The organism is Labrenzia sp. CP4 (assembly GCF_001579905.1).
Classification (GTDB): Bacteria; Pseudomonadota; Alphaproteobacteria; order Rhizobiales; family Stappiaceae; genus Roseibium; species Roseibium algicola.
On sequence record NZ_CP011927.1, the window covers coordinates 211,863 to 231,546 of the forward strand.

The window sequence follows — 19,684 nt, forward strand, 5'->3', positions numbered from 1 at the left end:
GTAAAGTTGCGGGCTTCGCTCTGTCCGGAGCTACTGTTTCAGCCAGACGGAAAGCTGTCCGCAAGGCTCGAAACCGAGTTGCCGATAGACCGGTAGCACGCTTGCATCATATTCGTAGGTGCAAATCGACCGGTTCGGAAACGGTTCCAGAAGATCATGCAGAGCACTGTAGAGCCAGGTCTTGCGGCAGAAGACGTTTGAAAGGCCAAGGATATCCTTGCCGTCAAGCTTCGGACCGGTGTTGAAGACCGCCCCTGCCTTCACCTTGCCGTTCGTGATGATGGCGGCGAAATCGATGGTTTTGCGTTCCAGCAGTCTGGACGGGAAAACCGCATGGAGGCTTTCGTTCTCGTTCCAGCCGGCCAGCCACTTCTTCAGGCTTTCCGATGTCGCCACCTTGTGCCAATCGGAGCTGATCGAGGCACGTTTGGCACTTGGCGGCGGACGAAACAGCCAGGTGCCGGTAAAAAGCCTCTGAAAGCCGTAAGGTGCCAGATCCAGACTGTCGAAACTGTCCTTTACCCCGGCCTCCTTCGGCAAATCGGGCAGCGCGGCATAAAAATCCGCTCCCTGCTTCGGCGACAGGGTGACAATGTTCGGATAGAGCGGCAGGGCCTTGTCCCGAGCGCACCAGAACCCTGCATGAAATTCGGTTTTCGCACCTGCGGTTTTCAGGACCGCATCGCACCAGAGCGCATTGTTATGCGCGCAGGCATCCTGTCTGCCAGCGATCATTCGGCCATCAACATCGAAGATTTAAGCGTTCAGCCCACCCTTTTGGACGATGAAGTCTACCACGGATTCGACGCCCTCTCCCGCCTTTGTATTGGCGAAAACAAAGGGTCGTTCCTTGCGCATCTTCTTTGCATCCCGGTCCATGACCTCCAGATTGACGCCGACATAGGGCGCAAGGTCGGTCTTGTTGATGATCAGGAGATCGGAGCGCGTGATGCCCGGCCCGCCCTTGCGCGGAATTTCCTCGCCGGCGGCAACATCGATCACGTAGATCGTCAGGTCGGCGAGCTCCGGTGAAAAGGTTGCTGCTAGGTTGTCACCGCCGGATTCGATCAGGATCAGGTCGAGATCCGGGATGCTTTTGGTCAGGTCCGCCACCGCTGCCAGATTGATGGAGGCGTCTTCACGGATTGCCGTATGCGGGCAGCCGCCGGTCTCGACACCGCGAATGCGGTCACTGGTCAAGGCCTGCGAGCGCATCAGGGCTTCGGCGTCCTCGCTTGTGTAGATGTCATTGGTGATGACGGCGAGCGAGTAGCGGTCGCGCATGGCCTTGCACAGCTTGTCGGTCAGCGTGGTCTTGCCGGAACCGACGGGACCGCCGATGCCGACGCGCAAGGGACCATTTTGGGAAGTCATGAACGGAACAACCTCGAATACTGGGTTTCATGTGCCATGGAGGCGATATCTGCAAGGAAGGTGGAGGTGCCGAGATCGTCAAGACTTGCCGCCTCGGCCTCTTCTGCAATTTCGAAGATCACCGGTTCCAGACCAGCCAGCACCTTTTGGCCGTCGCTCTGGCCAAGCGGCACCACCCGCACGGCGACGGAAATCAGATTGGCCGCGAAAGCATGCAGGAAACAGTGAAGCGCGGCGTCCACCGGCAAGCCGTGAGCCGCTGCGGCAAGTCCCAGCACTACCGGGTAAGGCCAGGATGTGTTTTCCTCGCCCGCGAATTCGTGAAACAGGCGTGCGGCCTCGGTGCCCGCTTCCGGCATCCAGCTGTTGCACACGGCTCTGAAAAAGGCGCTGCCCTGGGCACTGGATTCCAGATGCCGCTCCCTGGAGGGTTGCAGGGCCAGCCCCAGGTCACGCAGCTCGTCAACGGTCGCTCGATCTCCCGCAAGAGCGGTCCGGTAGGTTTCCTTCAGCAAGATGGCGTCGCTTCGTCCAGCGCCGAAGCGGAGGATTTCACGCAGCCAGACGCCAAGTTCCGCCGCACTTGCCACCCCGCCCTGCTCGATCACCTGTTCCAGCCCGTGGCTGTAAGTAAAGGCGCCGATCGGAAAGGCCGGTGAGAGAAAGGCCTGCAGCCGGTAGAGCGCCTGCGGTGACAGGGGCAGTCGCGGAGCTGAGGGCTCAGTCATGGGAATGTCCGGACCCGTGGCCGTGATTGTGGCCATGGTCATGGCTGTGCCCATGATGATGGTCGTGGGAATGCCCGTGACCATGATCGTGCCCGTGGGTGCGACCATGGCCGTAGGCGCCGCCTTCCGGATCGAAGGGCGCGGATAGCCTGGTCAGCCGGCCGCCGAGCTTTACCACCATGTCTTCAATCACGTGGTCCCGCCGGATCCGCAGGGTATTGCCCATGAGCTGCGTCGGCAGGTGCCTGTTGCCCAGGTGCCAGGCGATCTTCACCAGGTGTGCGGTGTCGTCGGCGTGAATTTCGACCACTTCCTCAGGTTCTGCGAGAACTTCGACGATCCGACCGTCTTCAAGTTCCAGCCCGTCGCCATGGCGCAAATGGATCGCCATCGGTTCATCCAGCAGGAAGGTCAACCCGGCTGCGCCTGTCAGGACTGCCCTGCGCCGATACCGGTCTTCCCGGTCAAGCGTGACCCGGTCGGTGACATCGCCGGTCCAAGTTTCGGCCTTGTGGATTTTCGCGACGCGGATCATGTGGCTTCCATCACCTTTGCCATCATGGCCTGGAAAGCGGGGCGCTCCCTGAGGCGTTTGAAATAATCGTAGACCGGACCTTCTTTGGGCAGGTCGAACTTGGCGGCCAGTGCCCAGCCGGAGCAGTGCCCGACGATGATGTCGGCAATGGTGAAGGTTTCGCCCATGGCATAGGGACCGTCACCGATCAGCGTTTCCAGCGTTTTCAGGCCTTGCTCGAATTCGTGCCGGCAGACGTCCTTGACCGCCGGAACACGGACATCTTCGGGATGGATGAAGGTGTTCTTCGCAGCGGTCCAGAGCGCGCCTTCCAGCACATCGACACCGAACTGGGTGATGCTGTCCTGACGGGCGCGATCAAGAGTTCCGGCAGGAAAGGTAAACCGGCCGTGCTTGTCGGCCAGATAGGTACAGATTGCGACGGAATCGGTGATGACGGCGTCACCGTCGACCAGCACGGGCACCTTGCCGCTTGGATTGAGCGCCTTGACGGTATCTGACTGCGGCAGAGCCGGGTCAACCTCGTAGGGTTCGCCCAGTTCCTCAAGCAGCCACATCACCCGCATGGCGCGGGTCCGCGGAAATCCGACGATCTTATACATGCCTTTCCTCTCCCGTACGCGTTCTTGCGGAGCTTAGAACAGGAAGTAGCGCTGGGCCATCGGCAACACTTCGGCAGGTTCGCAGGTCAGCAGTTCGCCGTCGGCGCGCACCTCGTAGGTTTCCGGATGCACTTCGATCTTTGGCATCATGTTGTTGTGAATCATCGACTTTTTGGAGATTCCGCCACGGGTGTTCTTGACCGGAAGCACCAGGCTGTCGAGACCTGCCTTGTGCTTGACGCCGGTGTCATAGGCCGCCTGGGACACGAAGGTGACACGGCTGTGCGTCAGCATCTTGCCGTAGGAGGCGAACATCGGCCGGTAATGCACCGGCTGCGGTGTCGGGATGGACCCGTTCGGATCGCCCATCGGAGCGGTCGCGATGGAGCCGAGCTTCAGCACCAGTGCCGGCTTGATACCGAAAAATTTCGGGTCCCAGAGCACGAGGTCGGCCAGCTTGCCGACTTCAACCGAGCCGATGTACTCGTCCAGGCCATGAGCGATGGCCGGGTTGATGGTGGTCTTGGCCATGTAGCGCTTGACCCGGAAGTTGTCGTTCTCGCCGGTTTCATCCGAAAGGCGGCCGCGTTGCACCTTCATCTTGTGCGCGGTCTGCATGGTGCGGATGATGATTTCGCCGACGCGGCCCATGGCCTGGCTGTCGGAGGAGATGATCGAGAACGCACCCATGTCATGAAGAATGTCTTCCGCCGCAATGGTTTCCTTGCGGATGCGGCTTTCGGCAAAAGCAACGTCCTCCGGAATGTCCTTGTGCAGGTGGTGACAGACCATGAGCATGTCGAGATGCTCTTCCAGCGTGTTGACCGTGTAAGGCCGTGTCGGGTTGGTGGACGACGGAATGACGTTGGGTTCGCCAACCACCTTGATGATGTCCGGTGCGTGGCCGCCGCCGGCCCCTTCGGTGTGGAAGGCGTGGATGGTGCGGTTCTTGAACGCAGCGGTGGTGTTCTCGACAAAACCGGACTCATTCAAGGTGTCGGTATGGATCATCACCTGGACGTCGTATTCATCGGCCACCGACAGGCAGTTGTCGATGGTCGCAGGTGTCGAGCCCCAGTCTTCGTGGATCTTGAGGGCTGCGGCCCCCGCCATCACCTGCTCTTCCAGCGCGGCAGGCAGGGAGGCGTTGCCCTTGCCGGCGAAGATGAGGTTCATCGGGAAGCTGTCGGCAGCCTGAAGCATCCGGGTGATGTGCCACGGGCCGGGCGTACAGGTGGTCGCGTTGGTGCCCGTTGCCGGACCGGTGCCACCGCCGATCATGGTGGTCACGCCGGAGCACAGGGCTTCATCGATCTGCTGCGGGCAGATATAGTGGATATGAGCATCGATCGAACCTGCGGTGAGGATCTTGCCCTCCCCGGCGATCGCTTCCGTGCCGGGACCGACGATGATGTCGACACCGTTCTGGACATCCGGGTTGCCGGCCTTGCCGATGCCGACGATCCGGCCGTCCTTCAGCCCGACATCGGCCTTGACGATACCCCAGTGGTCGATGATCAGCACATTGGTGATGACCGTGTCGACGGCGCCGGCGGAACGGGGTGCCTGGGACTGGCCCATGCCGTCGCGGATAACCTTGCCACCACCGAACTTCACCTCGTCGCCATAGGTGGTGAAATCCTTTTCCACCTCGATGATGAGATCGGTATCCGCAAGGCGCAGCCTGTCGCCGGTTGTCGGTCCAAACATGTCCGCATAAGCGGCGCGGGGCATCTTGTAGGCCATATCTAGTCTCCAATCGGCGATCAGAAATCGGTGTGTTTAATTCGCGTAGTCCTCAACCGTCGCATCCAGATCCTCTGTGCGTTTCATGGTGAGGACGATCAGGCAGTTCCGGTACAGTTCGTTGCCGCGTGTGCCGCCCCTGAAGGGGAAGCTGTAGGCGGTGCAATCCTTGTCGGCGTAGGTTTTCCAGGCGGCCTGGGCATCGTCGAGGCTGGCTGGGGCGCCCTTCAGGTGCTCCGGCAATTCCGCATCGATCTCAACCAGCCGTGCACGCAGCCGGTCGAAGGCTTCCTTCAGGCGCGTGTCAGCGTCTTCCAGGGCCTTGTCGGCACAAAAGCTGCGTTCGACTTCGGTCAGCGGATAGCCGCAGTCGATGTTGTCGTTGACCTTCTCTTCCTCAGCAACCGCCGTGCCGGCGGTGGCCAGAAACAGGGCTAAAGCAGGAAGGGTCACACCGCGCACAGACATCAATTCCCCAGACCTTCGCCGAGCTGTCTCAACTCGTCGATGCGGTTGCGGGTCAGATCTGCGCGGCAGCCGTAGACCAGCATGGGTTCCATGGTTCCGCCGCGGGCCAGAAAGCCGTAGGCGTCGCAGGCCTTGTCACGATAGGGGATCCAGGCGCGCTGGGCTTCGCGCAATGTTTCGACCGCCCCTTTCAGCCCTTCCGGCAAATAAGCGTCGGTCTCGGTCATCTTTTCCATTGCGGATCTGTAGACCGCGTTCAGCTCCGCATCCGCCTTCAGCCAGTCGATGTTGGCACACTGGGTCATCTCCGACTGCGTCATGGCATTTTCGCAGTTGGGTGTTTCCTGCGCGGCGACAGGTCCGGCGAGCAGAAGACCGAGCCCGATCAGCGAAAACGAAAGAGATGATGCGGATCTGATCACAATTCGCCCATGACCTTCTGGTTGAAGCCGTAGACCGTGCGGCTGCCGCGATAAGGCACCAGTGTCACGGATCTGGACTGGCCGGGTTCGAAGCGCACGGCTGTGCCTGCCGGAATATCCAGGCGCATGCCGCGGGTCTTTTCCCGGTCGAAAGACAGGCCTTCATTGGTTTCGAAGAAGTGATAGTGGCTGCCGACCTGGATCGGCCGATCACCCGTGTTGGCGACTTCCACCGTCACGGTCTCAAGGCCTGTGTTCAGTTCGATCTCGCCTTCGGCGGGAAACAGTTCTCCGGGGATCATGCGCGTCTCCTTGGAAATTGCGGTCAGCGGATCGGTTCGTGCACGGTCACGAGCTTGGTGCCGTCAGGAAAGGTCGCCTCGACCTGAACATCGTGAATCATCTCGGACACGCCTTCCATCACCTGGTCGCGTGTCAGTACCTTGGCGCCCGCGGACATCAGGTCGGCAACGGTGCGCCCGTCACGGGCCCCCTCGACAACAAAATCGGTGATCAGGGCGACGGCTTCCGGATGGTTCAGCTTCACGCCCCGTTCCAGGCGGCGGCGGGCAACCATCGCGGCCATGGAAATGAGCAACTTGTCCTTTTCGCGGGGCGTCAGGTTCATGAAAGAAAGTCCTCCAAATCAGCAATACCAGACGCGCGGCAGCGCCGTCATTCGGTATCCGGTGAGAAACGACATCAGGGCCGTGCGCAAGCCGCGGCCATCATTGGACACAAACCGGGTTATCAGCAAGCCGTTCCAGGCGCTGGCGGCCGCCTGGGCGGTTCCATCCGGCAATGTTTCGATCAGCTCTCTTGCCCTGGCGAGCCGGTCTTCGGCATCGGCGGAGCAATCGACAAAGGTTGCCGCGGCCAGGGCGCCGGCGGCCGTAGCCGGGCCGGTCAGCGCGTCGGCCGGGTCGCCATCCAGCCGGATGTCGTCGGCAAACACCAGCTTCCCGTCCCGGCGGATGCGCCAGCTGTCGCGGTAGAATACGGACTTGACCTGCTCGCCCATCGCCTTTCGGCCAAGGACGAAGGATTCGACCATCATCAGTCTTGCGTCACCTTCCAGGTCCGCCTGCAGCGTGCGACGAAGGCGCGAGGCGTTGAAAAGGATAGTTTCCTGGGGCAACCATTCCAGGGTCGCACCGGGTCCGACCGTGAAATGCCCGCTCACCTGGGCGGTGCCGCCCGGGCTGCGGTAGGCACGTTCGGCCGTCTGGCTGGTCACAATTACGTGTACACCGGCGTCAGCGCCGACTTCATAGTCGAGCTGGTCACCTCCGGTGAGACCACCGGCGGTGTTGATGAGAACGGCTGTGGCAGGGGTATCATAGACCTTCGGCAGGCGAACCTTGGCCGACCCGCTCTGATACAGATCGGTCAGACGGGTTTTGCCATCCGGCGCCGAAAAACGCACCTTGCCGATGCCTTTCACGCGCTGCAGAACTACGGCTTTCCCGCCCGTTTCTGATGCCAGACCAGCATCATACATTGCTTGACCGCCCCCCCTGCGGGCTCATTCAGTCATTGTTATTTTTCACATCTGTTCAAATTGGTCCAGACCGTCGCCGGGCCGCAATGGGCAATATGCCCTCGGCAATCTTAGCAAGAGCCGGGCCAAGGCCGGCAAGTGGAAAGGCAAGACGACACCGGCGAAAAAAGTCCCTGTTTCCCGCAGCTTATCAATGCCTGCTCGCAAAAGTTGCTCAAAAATAAGGCAATTGCAAGAAAGATTGGCGTGGAGTGGATTTGAGGAAGGGGTTGCTCTCGCGCCGATGTTCCGGTTTTTTAAGAAGACAGCAGCTATTCATACTGCCATTGCCCAATTGCGACGTGTCATCCGCTGGATGACGAGCGAGGGAAACCGTGTTTTTGAGCCCGATTGGCCGCCTGACTTCCGTTTGTCTGACCGTAACCGCTCTTGTGATGAGTCTGGCCATGAGCCAGGCACGGGCGGATATAGGTGCCTATGTCCTGATCGACGCGAGTTCCGGCGCTGTGATCGAGCAGGAAAACGCCACGCGCAAGTGGTACCCGGCCTCACTCACCAAGCTCATGACGGCCTATGTCACCTTCAAGGCGATCCGCGAAGGCCGCGCCTCGCTCGACAGCGCGGTGGTGCAATCCAAGAACTCCGCGGCCGAACCACCCAGCAAGATGGGGTTCAAGGTCGGGACGCGGTTCACTGTCGACACGGCGCTGAAGATCATTCTGATCAAGTCGGCCAACGATGTTGCGGTAGCGCTCGGCGAGTCGATCGCGGGATCTGAAGCCGGCTTCATCGCCATGATGAATGCGGAAGCTCAGCGCCTGGGAATGTCCAATACCCGGTTCTACAATCCGCACGGTCTGCCAGACAACCGGCAGGTGACCACGGCGCGGGACCTTGCCATTCTGGCCCTGGCGCTGCGCCGGGACTTTCCGGAATCCCGAAACTACTATGACCACCCGGGGATCCGCTTCGGCAAGAAGACGCTGCGGTCGGCCAATCGGGAATTCCTGCTGCGCGTGCCCGGCGCCAACGGCATGAAGACCGGCTACATCTGCAATTCCGGGTACAATGTTGCCGCCTCCGCGACGCGCGGCAACAAGACCTTGATCGCGATTATCCTTGGCGCGGGTTCCGGTCTGGAGCGCACCGCCTTTGCACGCCAGCTTTTTGACGAAGGGTTCCGCAAGCGCGGCGGCCGTAGCATCACGAGCCTTTCGGGCACCAGCGGCAATCCACCGGCCGACGGTTATTGCCGGCGCAACAAGAGCCCGGGTCCCAAGGGTTACATGGCCCGGTTCGACATGGAAAAGGAAAAGCAGGGCGGGTTCCTGTTCTTCGCCAAGGCCAACAAGTCCGATGAGGACAAGCTCGACGACAGCGGTTTCAAGCTGTCCAACGGCAAACCGGACTGGGCAAAGATCCTTGACCGTACGCTCGGCCCTCGCCGGATTGCCTACCGTCCGCTGGATGTCGGCCTCGGCAACCCGAAAGGGTCGCCTTCCGTCAGCCCGGGCACCGTTCCTGCCGGTGCCGCCAGCGAAGCGGTCGCAGCCATCGCGGGCGAGGATATTGCCGCGGAAGACGTACCACTGCCGGTCGCCAATCCCGTGCGGCGGGCAGAAAACGAAATCCGGGCGAAGATGCAGCTGACGGCCAATGCCAAAACCGCAGGCGCAATTCCGCAGGGTGGCGATACCGTGTCACGCCCGGGAGCCGCGGTTGAACTTTCGAAATCTTCACCCGGATCGATCTTCCGCAAGGGTCTGGATTTCACCGTTCCGGTTCCTTCCCCAAGTCCTCGCAAGTAATTCGATTTCCAGATCTTTGACGGTGCCGATGATGTAGCGTTGCGGTTAACGGAGTTAACCTTTTATTTACGCTACTCCTTAACACTGCAGTAAGCATTTTTCTGGCAAAGGCGTGCTCCCTGCCGGACCTCAAAATGCCACTGCGGCACAGAATATGCCGGTACAACAGGTCGAGAGATCGCATGATGATTGAACCGAGATCCACCGCCACCATCAAGGCTCTGGCCAGCCTTGCGGAACTTTCCGCCAATCAACTGGAGGAAGGGGTTTCGGTCGACTATGTGATCGCCACCTTGCGAAAGGCGGCGGAGGCTGTCCGGCTCGTGGTTGATGTCGAGGCGGAAGAGGAACTCGACGACTTCGAGTTCGAAGCCGACAGCGACACAGACGTGGAAGCCGAACTGGAAGCGTCTGAAGCGGACATCGTCCAGGATCTGACCCCGATGGATCTGTCCGAGGATGAAGCCGACAGGAAAATTGTCGCCCTCGACAAGAAGGACGCCGAAGCGGCCTCCGAAGAAGACGACATCATCCTCAACGCGGGGTGATTCGGCGTCAGCCGGACGTTTTTCCAACTGAACAAGCCGACGTGGCGGGACCAGCATTTGCGCTGACCCGCCTTTCTGCCTATGTGTCTGCGGAAAGTCCGCCGGGTCCGATCAAGGACCGGCGAATGCATCTGGAGAGATACCATGGCCTCGCCGACACCGGTTGCCGAAGGACAAAAACCCAAGGGTCCGAAGCCCCCCATTCCCCTGTCAGTCCTGACCGGGTTTCTGGGGTCAGGCAAGACAACGCTCCTCAATCGGATCCTGAAGGAACCGTCGATGGCGGACACAGCGGTCATCATCAATGAATTCGGCGAGATCGGGCTCGATCATCTGTTTGTCGATCAGGCCGGCGACGGCATCGTGGAGCTTGCCTCCGGTTGCCTGTGCTGCACCATTCGCGGCGATCTTGTCACGACGCTCGAAAACCTGTTGCGCCGACTGGATAACGGCCGCATGGACAGGCTCAACCGGGTGATCATCGAGACGACGGGTCTGGCGGATCCGGCGCCCATCCTGCACACGGTCATGCTGCATCCCTATCTGGTGATGCGCTACCGGCTCGACAGCGTGATCACGCTTGTGGACGCAGTCAACGGTCTGTCGACCCTCGACAATCACGAGGAAGCGCGCAAGCAGGCCGCTGTTGCCGACCGGCTGGTCTTCACCAAAACCGATCTCGTTGAAGGCGAAGAGGCGCGGGCCTCCTTCGACGCCCTCAGGCAGCGTTTGCAACAGCTCAATCCCGGCGCTCGCCGGCTGGACGCCCAGGCGGATGATGCAACGGTGGAAAATCTTTTCAACGCCGGTCTTTATGATCCCAAGAGCAAGATCCCGGATGTGGCTGCCTGGCTGAACGCGGAAGCCTACGAAGACCAGCAGCATGACCACCATCACGGCCACGAACATGCACATGGCCATTCGCACGGGCATCACCACGATCATGCTCATGACGTGAACCGGCATAGCGATGCCATCCGGGCCTTTACCCTGTCGACAGATCGACCGGTGCCGGCGTCTGCGCTGGAAATGTTCCTCGATCTGCTGCGTTCGGCGCACGGACCGAAACTGCTTCGGGTCAAGGGCATCGTGCAACTGGCCGAGGATCCGGAAAGGCCGGTCGTCATCCACGGTGTCCAGCATGTCTTCCATCCGCCCGCGACACTGGAGGACTGGCCGGACGCGGATCACAGAACCCGCATGGTGTTCATCACCAAGGACCTGCCGGAAGGGTTCGTCAGGCGCATGTTCGAGGCCTTTTCGGGCGCCTTGCTGCCCGATACGCCGGATCACCAGGCCCTGACCGACAATCCGTTGGCGGTGTCGGGTTTCACCAGTCCGGTGAGGTAGGCGGCAGATCCGCAATACCCCGGCGCTCTCCAATGGGATCCCTCATCCTGAGGAGCCGCGAAGCGGCGTCTCGAAGGATGGGCGGCACCCACAGGAACAAGTGGCCCATCCTTCGAGACGGGCCTTAAGGCCCTCCTCAGGATGAGGCTCTGAGGTTTTGTGTAGCAGCCAGCGGTGACTGCACCATCGTCTCGGAAACTCAATCTTTCTTGCGCAGACGGATCAGTCCTTCCTGGGCGGTCGAGGCGATCAGGACCCCGTCCCTGGTGAACAGAGATCCGCGGTTTATCCCGCGTGAGCCGGAAGATGAGGTGCTGTCGGTGGCGTAAAGCAGCCAGTCGTCGGCGCGGAAAGGACGGTGAAACCACATGGCATGGTCCAGGCTGGCGGCCTGGATCTTCGGGCTGAAGACGGACGTGCCATGGGGAAACAGCGAGGTGTCCAGCAACGTCATGTCGGAAGCATAGGCGAGGACACACTGGTGCATGCGTTCGTCGTCCGGCAGTGGGCCTGTCGCACGTACCCAGACATACTGCTGCGGTGGCAGGGGCTTCTTGCTGAAATAATGGGTCATGTCGACCGGGCGCATCTCGATCGGCCGCTCGCGTTCCCAGTAGCGGCGGATGTTTTCCGGGGCCATCGACAGGAATTTTTCCTTCAGTTCCTGTTCGCTGGGCAGATCTTCAGGCGTCGGAACGTCCGGCATGTCGATCTGGTGCTCCAGCCCCTCTTCATGCACCTGAAAGGAGGCGGACATGGAAAAGATAGCTTCGCCGTGCTGGATCGCGACAACGCGCCGTGTGGTGAAGCTGCCACCGTCGCGGATGCGGTCGACTTCGTAGATGATGGGGACTGACGGATCGCCGGGCCTGAGGAAGTAGCCATGCAGGGAATGGACGTGACGGTCTTCCACCACGGTGCGCGAGGCGGCAACCAGCGCCTGGCCGATCACCTGCCCGCCAAATACGCGTTGCCAGCCGACCTGCGGGCTGCGACCACGGAACAGGTTGCGTTCCAGCGGTTCCAGGTCGAGAATCTGGAGAAGATTATCAATGGCCGTGTTCATCGGCGCGATCCCTGTTAGATAGACGGCAGGTGATTTGGTTCGAGGCTTGGAGCCCCGGCACCGCACTCTTGGACGGCAGTTGACGTTAAAGTCAAGATGCCTTTAGGGAAACCGAAGGCAAGGAGAAGAAGACGATGGCGAGGAAAAAAAGCGTCCCGGACATGTTCGATGTCGTGATCGCAGGCGGCGGTTATGTCGGCCTGTCTCTGGCGGTGGCGTTGAAGCAGGGCGATGCCGGCCTCACCTGTGCCGTGGTCGATCCCAAGCCGATGGAAGACCTCCACAAGGATCCTCGCGCCTCAGCCATCGCGGCAGCTGCCTCACGCATGCTGTCGCAACTCGGTATCTGGCAGAAGATTGCGGGCGAAGCCCAGCCGATCAACGAAATGATCGTCACCGACAGCAAGCTTCGCGATGCGGTTCGCCCGGTCTTCCTGACGTTCGGCGGGGAGGCGACGGAGGGTGAACCCTTTGCCCACATGATGCCGAACGGCGTGATGATGCCTGCGCTCTACAAGGCGGCCAAGGCGCTTGGCGTGAGCTTTTTCGCACCGGGCACCGGGGAAACCTTTCGCACTCATCCAGACCACGTCGAACTGGCGCTGGAAGACGGGACCCTTTTGAAAAGCCGGCTGCTCGTTGCAGCCGACGGCGTGCGCTCCCGCCTGCGCGACCTTGCCGGTATCCGGACGGTCAACTGGGACTACGGCCAGTCCGGTATCGTCACAACGGTGAAGCATGAACGGCCTCACAACGGCCGGGCGGAAGAACATTTCCTGCCTGCCGGACCATTTGCGATCCTGCCCTTGCCGGGTAACCGGTCGTCGCTGGTCTGGACGGAAAAGACAGCGGACGCCGACCGGCTTGTGCGGTCTGACGGCTTTACTTTCGAACTGGAACTGGAACGCCGTTTCGGACATCACCTCGGCACACTGGAGCTGGACGGTCCGCGCCGGGCCTATCCGCTCGGGCTGAAGCTGGCGCGTGATTTCGTCAAGCCGCGCTTCGCCCTGATCGGCGATGCCGCCCATGGCATTCATCCGATTGCGGGCCAGGGGCTCAATCTGGGCTTCAAGGATGTCGCGGCACTGGCCGAAGTGCTGGTGGATGCCCGTCGTCTGGGGCAGGATCTCGGCGGTTTCGACGTTCTGGAACGCTACCAGCGCTGGCGCCGGTTCGATACGTTCCAGATGGGCGTTGTCACCGACGTACTGAACCGCCTGTTTTCCAATGACAATGACGTGTTGCGCGCCATGCGCGATTTCGGACTTGGTATTGTGGACAGGATGCCGGGCCTGAAAACGCAGTTCATCAAGGAAGCTGCCGGTTTTGCAGGGCCGGTGCCGAAATTGCTTTCCGGCGAACCTATCTGATAGGAGTTGGATCGGACCGTCTTCCACTCCGCAGGATTTCCATTTGATGATTGCCAATCCGGAGAGTTTTTCCGCGCACCGGTCGATCCTGATTACGGGCTGTTCCTCCGGCATCGGCCTTTCGGCAGCCCACATCATGCGCGGGCGCAACTGGCGCGTTTTTCCGACTGCGCGGAACCAGGCGGATGTTGACGGGTTGAGCGATCTTGGTTTCGAAGCCTTCCGCCTGGATTATGAGGATCCGGACAGCATCGAGGCGACGGCAAGCGAAGTTCTGCAGCGGACCGATGGTGCGTTGAGCGCGGTGTTCAACAATGGCGCCTATGCGGTTCCAGGTGCGCTGGAAGACCTGCCGACGGAAGCCCTGCGATCGCTTTTCGAGGCGAACTTCATCGGCTGGCATGATCTTACCCGCCGGTTGGTGCCTGCAATGCGTGCCAACGGTTCCGGTCGGATCGTGCAGTGTTCGTCCGTACTGGGGTTTGTGGCGCTCAAGTACCGCGGAGCCTACACCGCTTCCAAATTCGCGCTTGAAGCCTATTCGGACACGCTTCGCCAGGAACTGAAAGGTACCGGCATTCACGTCAGCCTGATCGAACCCGGTCCTATCGATACCCGGTTCACGCAAAACGCACTGGCGAATTTTCAGCGCTGGATCGGCGAGGATGGTCTGCAGGCGTCGCGGCATCGTAAGACCTACGAAAAGCGCCGCATCCGAATGGAGGCGGGAGAGCCCGGGCCGTTCAAGCTGCTGCCGGAGGCCGTGGTCAAACGGCTGGTGCATGCGGTGGAAGCAAATCGGCCGAAAGCGCGCTATCATGTAACAATTCCGACCACCGTCATGGCGGTGGCCAAACGGGTGCTGCCGACCAGTCTGCTCGACCGGTTCTGCATCTGGGCTGCCGACGGCGAGGAATAGCTGCCTGCCGACCGGTGGCTGCGCCGGACAGTGGTGAAACAAGGAAAACGAAATGGCAGATCTGATCAACTTTCTCATTCCCGTCGGCCTCGCCGCGGTTGCACTCGTGTTGCTGCTCGGTATCTGGAACATGTTCCGTCACGGGCCGGCCAACCGCTCGCAACTCCTGATGCGCTGGCGTGTCGGCCTTCAGTTTCTGGTGATTGTCCTGGTGATGGGCGGTCTCTACTTTTTCGGCACCGGCCACTAAGACAAGATAACCGGACACTACTGGAGGAACTGGGGGCACAATGGTTGTTCTGAACAAGATCTACACGAAGACGGGTGACGACGGCACGACCGCGCTGGGTTCCGGAGAACGGCGCCGAAAGAGCGACCTCAGGATCGAGGCATACGGGACCGTCGACGAGACCAACTCCGTGGTTGGTCTGATTCGCCTTCAGACCGGGCAGTCTGCGCCGGAGGTCGACCAGTCGCTCGGCAGGATCCAGAACGACCTGTTCGACCTGGGGGCCGATCTTGCAACACCGGAAACGGGTGAGGACCTTGGGTACGAGCCGCTTCGGATCACCGACGCCCAGGTCAGTGCGATCGAACAGGCGATTGACGTCCTCAACGCGGAGCTCAAGCCGCTGCGTTCCTTCGTGCTGCCGGGTGGCAGTCCTGCCGCTGCCTACCTGCATCTGGCCCGCACGGTCTCACGCCGGGCAGAACGTCTGATGGTGGAACTGGCAGCCCGCGAGCAGATCAATCCCGCTGCCGTGCGTTACATGAACCGCCTGTCGGACTATTTCTTCGTTGCCTCGCGGTACCTGAATGAAAAGGGTGAGCAGGACGTTCTTTGGGTGCCTGGACAGAACCGTTAGGTCAGTTCCCCTTGCCGGAGGCCTGGCGCTGAATGTTCATTCCCCTTCACGATCACAATCGGCTGGTCCATGTTCCCCGCCCCTTTGTGAACCTTTTCCTGATTGCCGCCAACATCCTGATCTTTCTTCTGTATCAGGGTGCAGGTTCCCAGCAGGCGGTGGCCGCGTCCTCCTATTCCTTCGGCCTTATCCCGGTTGTCCTGTTCGATATCCGGGATCTGTCGCCGGAGCTGCAGATGCTGCCCGACTGGATGTCAGTGGTCACCTATGCCTTCCTCCATGGCGGCTACATGCACCTGATCGGCAACATGCTGTTCCTGTGGGTGTTCGGTGATAATGTTGAGGATGCCATGGGGCACCTGCGATACTTGGTCTTCTATCTGCTGTGTGCGATAGCCGGCGGGTTGGCCTATGCCTCCATCGACGTCAATTCAGATGTGCCGTTGATCGGGGCGTCCGGCGCCGTTTCAGGCGTTGTTGCCGCCTATCTGATGCTGCACCCGCGGGTGAAGGTGTGGGTGCTGGCACTGGGCCGGATACCCTTGCGCCTTTCCGCCGGATGGTTGCTTGGCGGCTGGATCCTTTATCAGATCGTCAATGCCGTGATTGCGTCCGACAGCGATGTCGCCTGGATCGCGCATATTGGCGGCATGGCGGCGGGTGCCGTGCTGATCGTGTTTTTCCGGCGCAGGGGTGTGCCCCTGTTCGACCGAAACATCGCCTAGGCACAGTTTTCAAAAAGAATGCGGACCGGTCAGGAAACTAGGCTGCTTTCCAGACGGCATCAGCAGTGCGGCAGGCGACTCCCCGGCGGCTGATCATTCGACCGTCAGCCAGCTTGATCCGTTCGCGGTAGGAGCGGCAGAAGTCGCCGGACGTATTTTTCCAGGTTTTCAAAGGCGTAATTGTGCCGCTCGCCCCACTCGACGGGTTTTTCCAGCTTCGGTCCTTGCCGGAAACAGACTTCTCCAGCGCAGCTTGAAGCGTGCTTTCAGCCCGGTATTTGTCTGATGCTTGCAGTTTTGAAGCCGGTTTGCGGGTTTCCGCCGCGGCGGGTTCCTGCAGGGAGACAAGCGTGTCCTGCACTGACGCCACGGAACAGCCTGTTAGGATATTTGCCAAGAAAAACAGAAAAAACGTCCCTTTCGGAACGTGAAACCCACGAAAAATCAAGTCCGATCCCGCCTCTTGGATCTATTGCCAGCCGTTGGAGATAGCCTCCCGTTCTTCCCGCGCGCTGAGGGACCCACCAGAAGGCTCGCTGTCACCATTAAACTGACGCCCGCCAAAGATGCGATCTAAAAAACCGCCTGAACCGGACTTTTGTGTGGCAGAGCTAAAAGAAGTTCGTTCTGACGAACCGCCGGACGACGAACCGCCGGATGACGATCCACCCGACGAAGAGCGGGAAGAGGAAGGAGAAGAGGAGCCTCCGCTGCGACCGGAGTTGCCTTTGCTTTCCGAGCTTCTTCCGGCCGATTTGTTTCCTGCCGAACTGTTACCGGTGGAGCTTTTTCCGCTCGAACTGTTGCCAGTTGAGTCGCCGCCGCCCGAACGGCTGCCACCTGTGTCGCCGCCACCGGAACTGCTGCCACCGGAGCTGTCGCCGCCGGAACTCTTGCTACCGCTGTCACCACCGGAACTCTTGCTTCCGCTGTCGCCGCCGCGGTCTCCACGTTCGCTGCGGCCTCCACGGTCACCACGATCGCTGCGACTGCCGCGATCACCATGCGAATCTGCGGCCGCGGCAATGCTGTCCTTCATGTCGAACAAGGGGCTGAAGTAGACAAGAGAGAACATCATTGCCGCAGCTGCAACACCCGGCAGTATGCGAAACATCGCAGAGAGGCGGTCTTGCAATGTAATCTGGCGGGCGCGTTTCATCTGATGCGATTCAATTCGTAATAAGGGGTTTTTGGCGGTCGACGAGAGCGGTTTTACGACCTTCGCACGCATAACACCTGGGCAATCTTTGTTCTTCCCGAAGATAGTCTAAAAAAAGTCGGGATCAAAAGGTCTCCTTACGTGTTGTCTCGCTGAGAGCGGTTTTGCGGAGAACTCCTTGCCTGAAGATACGTTAAAGACGGAGATGATCCGTCTGCTCCCGAAGCTGAGGAGTTTTGCTTTAAGGCTGTGCCGGAATCCGGATCAGGCAGACGATCTGGTGCAGATGACATGCGAACGTGCAATCCGATCGCTCGACCAGTTCGATCCGGCCACCCGGCTCGACAGCTGGATGTTCCGGATTTTGCAGAATCTGTACTTCAATTCGGTTCGCGACACCGCAAACCGGGCCAGGCTTTTCGACCTTGCCATGCTGGATTTCGAGGAAAGCTACGACGGCGCGAAAGCCGCCGCCGACAGCCTGGAACTCCAGAAAGTGCAGGATTTCATTGGCGAGCTGGAAGAAGACAACCGCGAGGTGCTTCTGAAGATCGCCGTTGAGGGCAGAAGCTACAAGGATGTGGCGGATGAACTCGGCGTTCCGATTGGAACGGTAACCAGCCGGCTCGCCCGCGCAAGACTGAAACTGCGCGAGTGGCTGGACACGAACGATGCCCCGCAGGGCGTCAGGCTGCGCAGCATGCCAGGGGGTATGTGATGACATTTGACGAAAAGCGCGAACAGATCCTGCTTGCAAAGGATATCGGCAAAATCCTGGACGAGGAAGGTTCGGAAGAGGAGCGTGCAGCTCTGCTTCGCCGGATCGACGCGACTGGTGGCGGACATGATCTGCTGGAGCAGATGTCCAAGGACAATACCATTCTGCAAAAAGCGGTTGCTGCGCCGGTGCCTGACGAATCAATGGCACGGTTCGAAGCACTCATCGAAAAGGAATTCGCCAAGCGCGAAGGACCTGCGACCCGTCATGCGCATGCATCCTGGACAGGTGTGCTGATCCAGATCGCCGCCGCACTTGTGATGGTCGCCGGCACTTTCGGCTTTACCACCTACTGGATGCAGACGCGGATGGACAGTGCCGTGTCTTCTCTTGCCGCACATATGGAAACTGAGCGGATGCTCCTGGCACAGACCGTCCAGGAAGCGCTGGAAACGAAAGTCAGCGGCGAGCCCGTGTTCGTTGGGCAGGAAGGCGACTGGCGCGAGATCCTGACGCCGATCAAGACCTACCGCAGCAAGAGCGGGCACTGGTGCCGCGAGTACCTTCGCGAGACCACCTTCAGCAGGCTGGACCTTTCCATTCGTGGCACGGCCTGCCGGGACGAGAACGGCACCTGGGTGACCGTGTTCGCCGAACCGGTGTCCGACAAGTTCTCGCCGCAGACCCCCGGCATCTGACCGGGGACCGGCACCAGGAAAACAGAGAAGTCGCCGCGTGTTGCCGTAACAGGTGCGCGCGGTTTCTTTTTTGCGGTGAGCCCCGGTTTTCCACGCATTGTTGCGTTGCCGAACTATCATCATTGCGACGCATGTTTTTCCAAGCCCGGCAAATTGCCGCCTTAGACCTTTTACCGCAATTGACAGGTGCCGTGTCGGTCAGTACCGTCCCCCGCCATGCGCCACGATTGGCTCAATTCTGCCGTTTGTAACCTAGCGTCATGAGGGCAGAGAGCCGGAGAATGCGGTGCGGTGAAAGCCGGCCCAGCAAGAGGTTGAGACCAAATGAAGATCCTCGTACCCGTAAAACGGGTCATCGACTACAACGTGAAGGTCCGTGTGAAGGCGGATGGTTCTGGCGTCGATCTTGCCAACGTCAAGATGTCCATGAACCCGTTTGACGAAATCTCCGTCGAAGAAGCCCTTCGGCTGAAGGAAGCGGGCAAGGCGAGTGAAGTGATCGTCGTGTCCGTCGGGCCGCAACAGGCCACCGAAACGCTGCGCACCGGCCTTGCCATGGGCGCCGACCGCGGCATTCTGGTGAAAACCGACGACACCACCGAGCCGCTGGCAGTCGCGAAGATCCTGAAAGCGATCGTCGAAGCCGAAGAGCCGGGTCTCGTGATCCTCGGCAAGCAGGCGATTGACGACGACTGCAACCAGACCGGCCAGATGCTGGCAGCCCTCCTCGGTTGGAGCCAGGGCACGTTTGCCTCCAAGGTCGATCTGGGCGACGGCACTGTCGATGTCACCCGTGAAGTGGATGGCGGCCTGCAGACCGTGAAGCTGAAGCTGCCGGCCATCGTGACCACGGACCTGCGCCTCAACGAGCCGCGCTATGCGTCCCTGCCGAACATCATGAAAGCGAAGAAGAAGCCGATCGACGAAAAGTCTCCGGCCGATTTTGGTGTCGACACCACGCCGCGCCTCACCGTTGTCACCACCACCGAGCCGGCGTCGCGCCAGGCCGGTATCAAGGTCGGTTCCGTTTCCGAGCTGGTCGACAAACTCAAGAACGAAGCCGGCGTCCTTTAAGACC

General features: G+C 60.3%; 25 protein-coding genes. 11 read left to right on the forward strand and 14 right to left on the reverse strand.

The window, feature by feature from the left end; all coding sequences use genetic code 11:
- Window positions 1-30: 30 nt before the first annotated feature.
- The 11 genes from ACP90_RS00995 to ACP90_RS01045 are packed head-to-tail and all read right to left on the reverse strand — an operon-like array spanning window position 31 to window position 7,376.
- On the reverse strand, window positions 31-735 hold the full coding sequence (locus tag ACP90_RS00995) for a hypothetical protein (protein WP_062486056.1): 705 nt from the start codon (window positions 733-735) through the stop codon (window positions 31-33).
- A gap of 21 nt (window positions 736-756) precedes the next feature.
- The gene (ureG, locus tag ACP90_RS01000; protein ID WP_023002497.1) at window positions 757-1,374 is read right to left on the reverse strand and encodes an urease accessory protein UreG; all 618 of its coding nucleotides are present in this window, start codon (window positions 1,372-1,374) and stop codon (window positions 757-759) included.
- Complete coding sequence (locus tag ACP90_RS01005) at window positions 1,371-2,102, reverse strand: urease accessory protein UreF (protein WP_062486059.1); 732 nt, start codon at window positions 2,100-2,102, stop codon at window positions 1,371-1,373. The genes ureG and ACP90_RS01005 overlap by 4 nt, the downstream gene beginning before the upstream one ends.
- Window positions 2,095-2,637, reverse strand: a complete 543-nt coding sequence (locus ACP90_RS01010) for an urease accessory protein UreE (protein WP_062486063.1) — start codon at window positions 2,635-2,637, stop codon at window positions 2,095-2,097. Before ACP90_RS01010 ends, ACP90_RS01005 begins: the two co-directional genes overlap by 8 nt.
- Window positions 2,634-3,239: a glutathione S-transferase family protein gene (locus ACP90_RS01015; RefSeq protein ID WP_062486065.1), complete on the reverse strand. Its 606-nt coding sequence runs from the start codon at window positions 3,237-3,239 to the stop codon at window positions 2,634-2,636. The genes ACP90_RS01010 and ACP90_RS01015 overlap by 4 nt, the downstream gene beginning before the upstream one ends.
- 33 nt (window positions 3,240-3,272) lie before the next feature.
- A complete protein-coding gene (gene ureC / locus ACP90_RS01020) occupies window positions 3,273-4,985 on the reverse strand; it encodes an urease subunit alpha (protein WP_023002501.1) in 1,713 nt (570 codons plus the stop codon).
- Between the two features lie 36 nt (window positions 4,986-5,021).
- Window positions 5,022-5,453, reverse strand: coding sequence for a lysozyme inhibitor LprI family protein (locus ACP90_RS01025; protein WP_062486068.1), 432 nt, complete (start codon window positions 5,451-5,453; stop codon window positions 5,022-5,024).
- Window positions 5,453-5,875, reverse strand: coding sequence for a lysozyme inhibitor LprI family protein (locus tag ACP90_RS01030; RefSeq protein ID WP_023002503.1), 423 nt, complete (start codon window positions 5,873-5,875; stop codon window positions 5,453-5,455). The genes ACP90_RS01025 and ACP90_RS01030 overlap by 1 nt, the downstream gene beginning before the upstream one ends.
- Window positions 5,872-6,177 carry an urease subunit beta gene (locus ACP90_RS01035; protein ID WP_023002504.1) on the reverse strand — a complete coding sequence of 102 codons (306 nt, stop codon included), beginning with the start codon at window positions 6,175-6,177 and terminating at the stop codon, window positions 5,872-5,874. Before ACP90_RS01035 ends, ACP90_RS01030 begins: the two co-directional genes overlap by 4 nt.
- A gap of 23 nt (window positions 6,178-6,200) precedes the next feature.
- A complete protein-coding gene (locus tag ACP90_RS01040) occupies window positions 6,201-6,503 on the reverse strand; it encodes an urease subunit gamma (RefSeq protein ID WP_006936842.1) in 303 nt (100 codons plus the stop codon).
- 18 nt (window positions 6,504-6,521) lie between these two features.
- Window positions 6,522-7,376, reverse strand: coding sequence for an urease accessory protein UreD (locus ACP90_RS01045; RefSeq protein WP_023002505.1), 855 nt, complete (start codon window positions 7,374-7,376; stop codon window positions 6,522-6,524).
- A gap of 446 nt (window positions 7,377-7,822) precedes the next feature.
- Between ACP90_RS01045 and ACP90_RS01050 the strand changes: the two genes are divergently transcribed.
- The 3 genes from ACP90_RS01050 to ACP90_RS01060 all read left to right on the forward strand — a co-directional run bounded on the left by ACP90_RS01050 (window position 7,823) and on the right by ACP90_RS01060 (window position 11,082).
- Window positions 7,823-9,184 carry a D-alanyl-D-alanine carboxypeptidase family protein gene (locus tag ACP90_RS01050; RefSeq protein ID WP_208984651.1) on the forward strand — a complete coding sequence of 454 codons (1,362 nt, stop codon included), beginning with the start codon at window positions 7,823-7,825 and terminating at the stop codon, window positions 9,182-9,184.
- A gap of 182 nt (window positions 9,185-9,366) precedes the next feature.
- The gene (locus ACP90_RS01055; protein ID WP_062486071.1) at window positions 9,367-9,732 is read left to right on the forward strand and encodes a hypothetical protein; all 366 of its coding nucleotides are present in this window, start codon (window positions 9,367-9,369) and stop codon (window positions 9,730-9,732) included.
- Between the two features lie 144 nt (window positions 9,733-9,876).
- Window positions 9,877-11,082 carry a GTP-binding protein gene (locus tag ACP90_RS01060; protein ID WP_062486074.1) on the forward strand — a complete coding sequence of 402 codons (1,206 nt, stop codon included), beginning with the start codon at window positions 9,877-9,879 and terminating at the stop codon, window positions 11,080-11,082.
- Window positions 11,083-11,281: 199 nt separating this feature from the next.
- Here the strand turns inward: ACP90_RS01060 and tesB are convergent, their stop codons facing one another.
- On the reverse strand, window positions 11,282-12,148 hold the full coding sequence (gene tesB / locus ACP90_RS01065; RefSeq protein ID WP_023002509.1) for an acyl-CoA thioesterase II: 867 nt from the start codon (window positions 12,146-12,148) through the stop codon (window positions 11,282-11,284).
- Between the two features lie 134 nt (window positions 12,149-12,282).
- Between tesB and ACP90_RS01070 the strand changes: the two genes are divergently transcribed.
- Genes ACP90_RS01070 through ACP90_RS01090 form a run of 5 tightly spaced genes read left to right on the forward strand, consistent with a single transcriptional unit; the run spans window position 12,283 to window position 16,031 of the window.
- Window positions 12,283-13,521 (forward strand): ubiquinone biosynthesis hydroxylase, encoded by a 1,239-nt coding sequence (locus ACP90_RS01070; protein ID WP_062486077.1) that lies wholly within the window; start codon window positions 12,283-12,285, stop codon window positions 13,519-13,521.
- A 46-nt stretch (window positions 13,522-13,567) separates the two neighbouring features.
- A complete protein-coding gene (locus ACP90_RS01075) occupies window positions 13,568-14,440 on the forward strand; it encodes an SDR family NAD(P)-dependent oxidoreductase (protein ID WP_062486081.1) in 873 nt (290 codons plus the stop codon).
- A 52-nt stretch (window positions 14,441-14,492) separates the two neighbouring features.
- Window positions 14,493-14,690, forward strand: a complete 198-nt coding sequence (locus tag ACP90_RS01080; RefSeq protein WP_023002512.1) for a twin transmembrane helix small protein — start codon at window positions 14,493-14,495, stop codon at window positions 14,688-14,690.
- A 40-nt stretch (window positions 14,691-14,730) separates the two neighbouring features.
- Window positions 14,731-15,306: a cob(I)yrinic acid a,c-diamide adenosyltransferase gene (locus tag ACP90_RS01085; RefSeq protein WP_062486084.1), complete on the forward strand. Its 576-nt coding sequence runs from the start codon at window positions 14,731-14,733 to the stop codon at window positions 15,304-15,306.
- A gap of 32 nt (window positions 15,307-15,338) precedes the next feature.
- Window positions 15,339-16,031 carry a rhomboid family intramembrane serine protease gene (locus tag ACP90_RS01090; RefSeq protein WP_023002514.1) on the forward strand — a complete coding sequence of 231 codons (693 nt, stop codon included), beginning with the start codon at window positions 15,339-15,341 and terminating at the stop codon, window positions 16,029-16,031.
- 37 nt (window positions 16,032-16,068) lie between these two features.
- On the opposite strand, the gene ACP90_RS01095 is transcribed toward ACP90_RS01090, so the two are convergent.
- Together ACP90_RS01095 and ACP90_RS28145 are read right to left on the reverse strand one after the other, a co-directional pair.
- A complete protein-coding gene (locus ACP90_RS01095) occupies window positions 16,069-16,401 on the reverse strand; it encodes an RT0821/Lpp0805 family surface protein (RefSeq protein ID WP_055660543.1) in 333 nt (110 codons plus the stop codon).
- A gap of 99 nt (window positions 16,402-16,500) precedes the next feature.
- Complete coding sequence (locus ACP90_RS28145) at window positions 16,501-17,262, reverse strand: hypothetical protein (protein ID WP_145915700.1); 762 nt, start codon at window positions 17,260-17,262, stop codon at window positions 16,501-16,503.
- 133 nt (window positions 17,263-17,395) lie between these two features.
- Here ACP90_RS28145 and ACP90_RS01105 point away from each other — a divergent pair, with 133 nt between their 5' ends.
- From ACP90_RS01105 to ACP90_RS01115, 3 genes are all read left to right on the forward strand, one after another.
- Window positions 17,396-17,908, forward strand: a complete 513-nt coding sequence (locus ACP90_RS01105) for an RNA polymerase sigma factor (protein ID WP_023002517.1) — start codon at window positions 17,396-17,398, stop codon at window positions 17,906-17,908.
- Window positions 17,908-18,606: a hypothetical protein gene (locus ACP90_RS01110; protein WP_062486089.1), complete on the forward strand. Its 699-nt coding sequence runs from the start codon at window positions 17,908-17,910 to the stop codon at window positions 18,604-18,606. The genes ACP90_RS01105 and ACP90_RS01110 overlap by 1 nt, the downstream gene beginning before the upstream one ends.
- 324 nt (window positions 18,607-18,930) lie before the next feature.
- The gene (locus tag ACP90_RS01115) at window positions 18,931-19,680 is read left to right on the forward strand and encodes an electron transfer flavoprotein subunit beta/FixA family protein (protein WP_023002519.1); all 750 of its coding nucleotides are present in this window, start codon (window positions 18,931-18,933) and stop codon (window positions 19,678-19,680) included.
- Window positions 19,681-19,684: the final 4 nt, after the last annotated feature.

What these genes read in the sequence shown, in the direction of transcription:
- ACP90_RS00995 (WP_062486056.1), bottom strand. Translation starts at nt 735, where the DNA reads ATGATCGCTGGCAGACAGGATGCCTGCGCGCATAACAATGCGCTCTGG.
- ureG (WP_023002497.1), bottom strand. Translation starts at nt 1,374, where the DNA reads ATGACTTCCCAAAATGGTCCCTTGCGCGTCGGCATCGGCGGTCCCGTC.
- ACP90_RS01005 (WP_062486059.1), bottom strand. Translation starts at nt 2,102, where the DNA reads ATGACTGAGCCCTCAGCTCCGCGACTGCCCCTGTCACCGCAGGCGCTC.
- ACP90_RS01010 (WP_062486063.1), bottom strand. Translation starts at nt 2,637, where the DNA reads ATGATCCGCGTCGCGAAAATCCACAAGGCCGAAACTTGGACCGGCGAT.
- ACP90_RS01015 (WP_062486065.1), bottom strand. Translation starts at nt 3,239, where the DNA reads ATGTATAAGATCGTCGGATTTCCGCGGACCCGCGCCATGCGGGTGATG.
- ureC (WP_023002501.1), bottom strand. Translation starts at nt 4,985, where the DNA reads ATGGCCTACAAGATGCCCCGCGCCGCTTATGCGGACATGTTTGGACCG.
- ACP90_RS01025 (WP_062486068.1), bottom strand. Translation starts at nt 5,453, where the DNA reads ATGTCTGTGCGCGGTGTGACCCTTCCTGCTTTAGCCCTGTTTCTGGCC.
- ACP90_RS01035 (WP_023002504.1), bottom strand. Translation starts at nt 6,177, where the DNA reads ATGATCCCCGGAGAACTGTTTCCCGCCGAAGGCGAGATCGAACTGAAC.
- ACP90_RS01040 (WP_006936842.1), bottom strand. Translation starts at nt 6,503, where the DNA reads ATGAACCTGACGCCCCGCGAAAAGGACAAGTTGCTCATTTCCATGGCC.
- ACP90_RS01045 (WP_023002505.1), bottom strand. Translation starts at nt 7,376, where the DNA reads ATGTATGATGCTGGTCTGGCATCAGAAACGGGCGGGAAAGCCGTAGTT.
- ACP90_RS01050 (WP_208984651.1), top strand. Translation starts at nt 7,823, where the DNA reads ATGAGCCAGGCACGGGCGGATATAGGTGCCTATGTCCTGATCGACGCG.
- ACP90_RS01055 (WP_062486071.1), top strand. Translation starts at nt 9,367, where the DNA reads ATGATGATTGAACCGAGATCCACCGCCACCATCAAGGCTCTGGCCAGC.
- ACP90_RS01060 (WP_062486074.1), top strand. Translation starts at nt 9,877, where the DNA reads ATGGCCTCGCCGACACCGGTTGCCGAAGGACAAAAACCCAAGGGTCCG.
- tesB (WP_023002509.1), bottom strand. Translation starts at nt 12,148, where the DNA reads ATGAACACGGCCATTGATAATCTTCTCCAGATTCTCGACCTGGAACCG.
- ACP90_RS01070 (WP_062486077.1), top strand. Translation starts at nt 12,283, where the DNA reads ATGGCGAGGAAAAAAAGCGTCCCGGACATGTTCGATGTCGTGATCGCA.
- ACP90_RS01075 (WP_062486081.1), top strand. Translation starts at nt 13,568, where the DNA reads ATGATTGCCAATCCGGAGAGTTTTTCCGCGCACCGGTCGATCCTGATT.
- ACP90_RS01080 (WP_023002512.1), top strand. Translation starts at nt 14,493, where the DNA reads ATGGCAGATCTGATCAACTTTCTCATTCCCGTCGGCCTCGCCGCGGTT.
- ACP90_RS01085 (WP_062486084.1), top strand. Translation starts at nt 14,731, where the DNA reads ATGGTTGTTCTGAACAAGATCTACACGAAGACGGGTGACGACGGCACG.
- ACP90_RS01090 (WP_023002514.1), top strand. Translation starts at nt 15,339, where the DNA reads ATGTTCATTCCCCTTCACGATCACAATCGGCTGGTCCATGTTCCCCGC.
- ACP90_RS28145 (WP_145915700.1), bottom strand. Translation starts at nt 17,262, where the DNA reads ATGCGTGCGAAGGTCGTAAAACCGCTCTCGTCGACCGCCAAAAACCCC.
- ACP90_RS01105 (WP_023002517.1), top strand. Translation starts at nt 17,396, where the DNA reads ATGATCCGTCTGCTCCCGAAGCTGAGGAGTTTTGCTTTAAGGCTGTGC.
- ACP90_RS01110 (WP_062486089.1), top strand. Translation starts at nt 17,908, where the DNA reads ATGACATTTGACGAAAAGCGCGAACAGATCCTGCTTGCAAAGGATATC.
- ACP90_RS01115 (WP_023002519.1), top strand. Translation starts at nt 18,931, where the DNA reads ATGAAGATCCTCGTACCCGTAAAACGGGTCATCGACTACAACGTGAAG.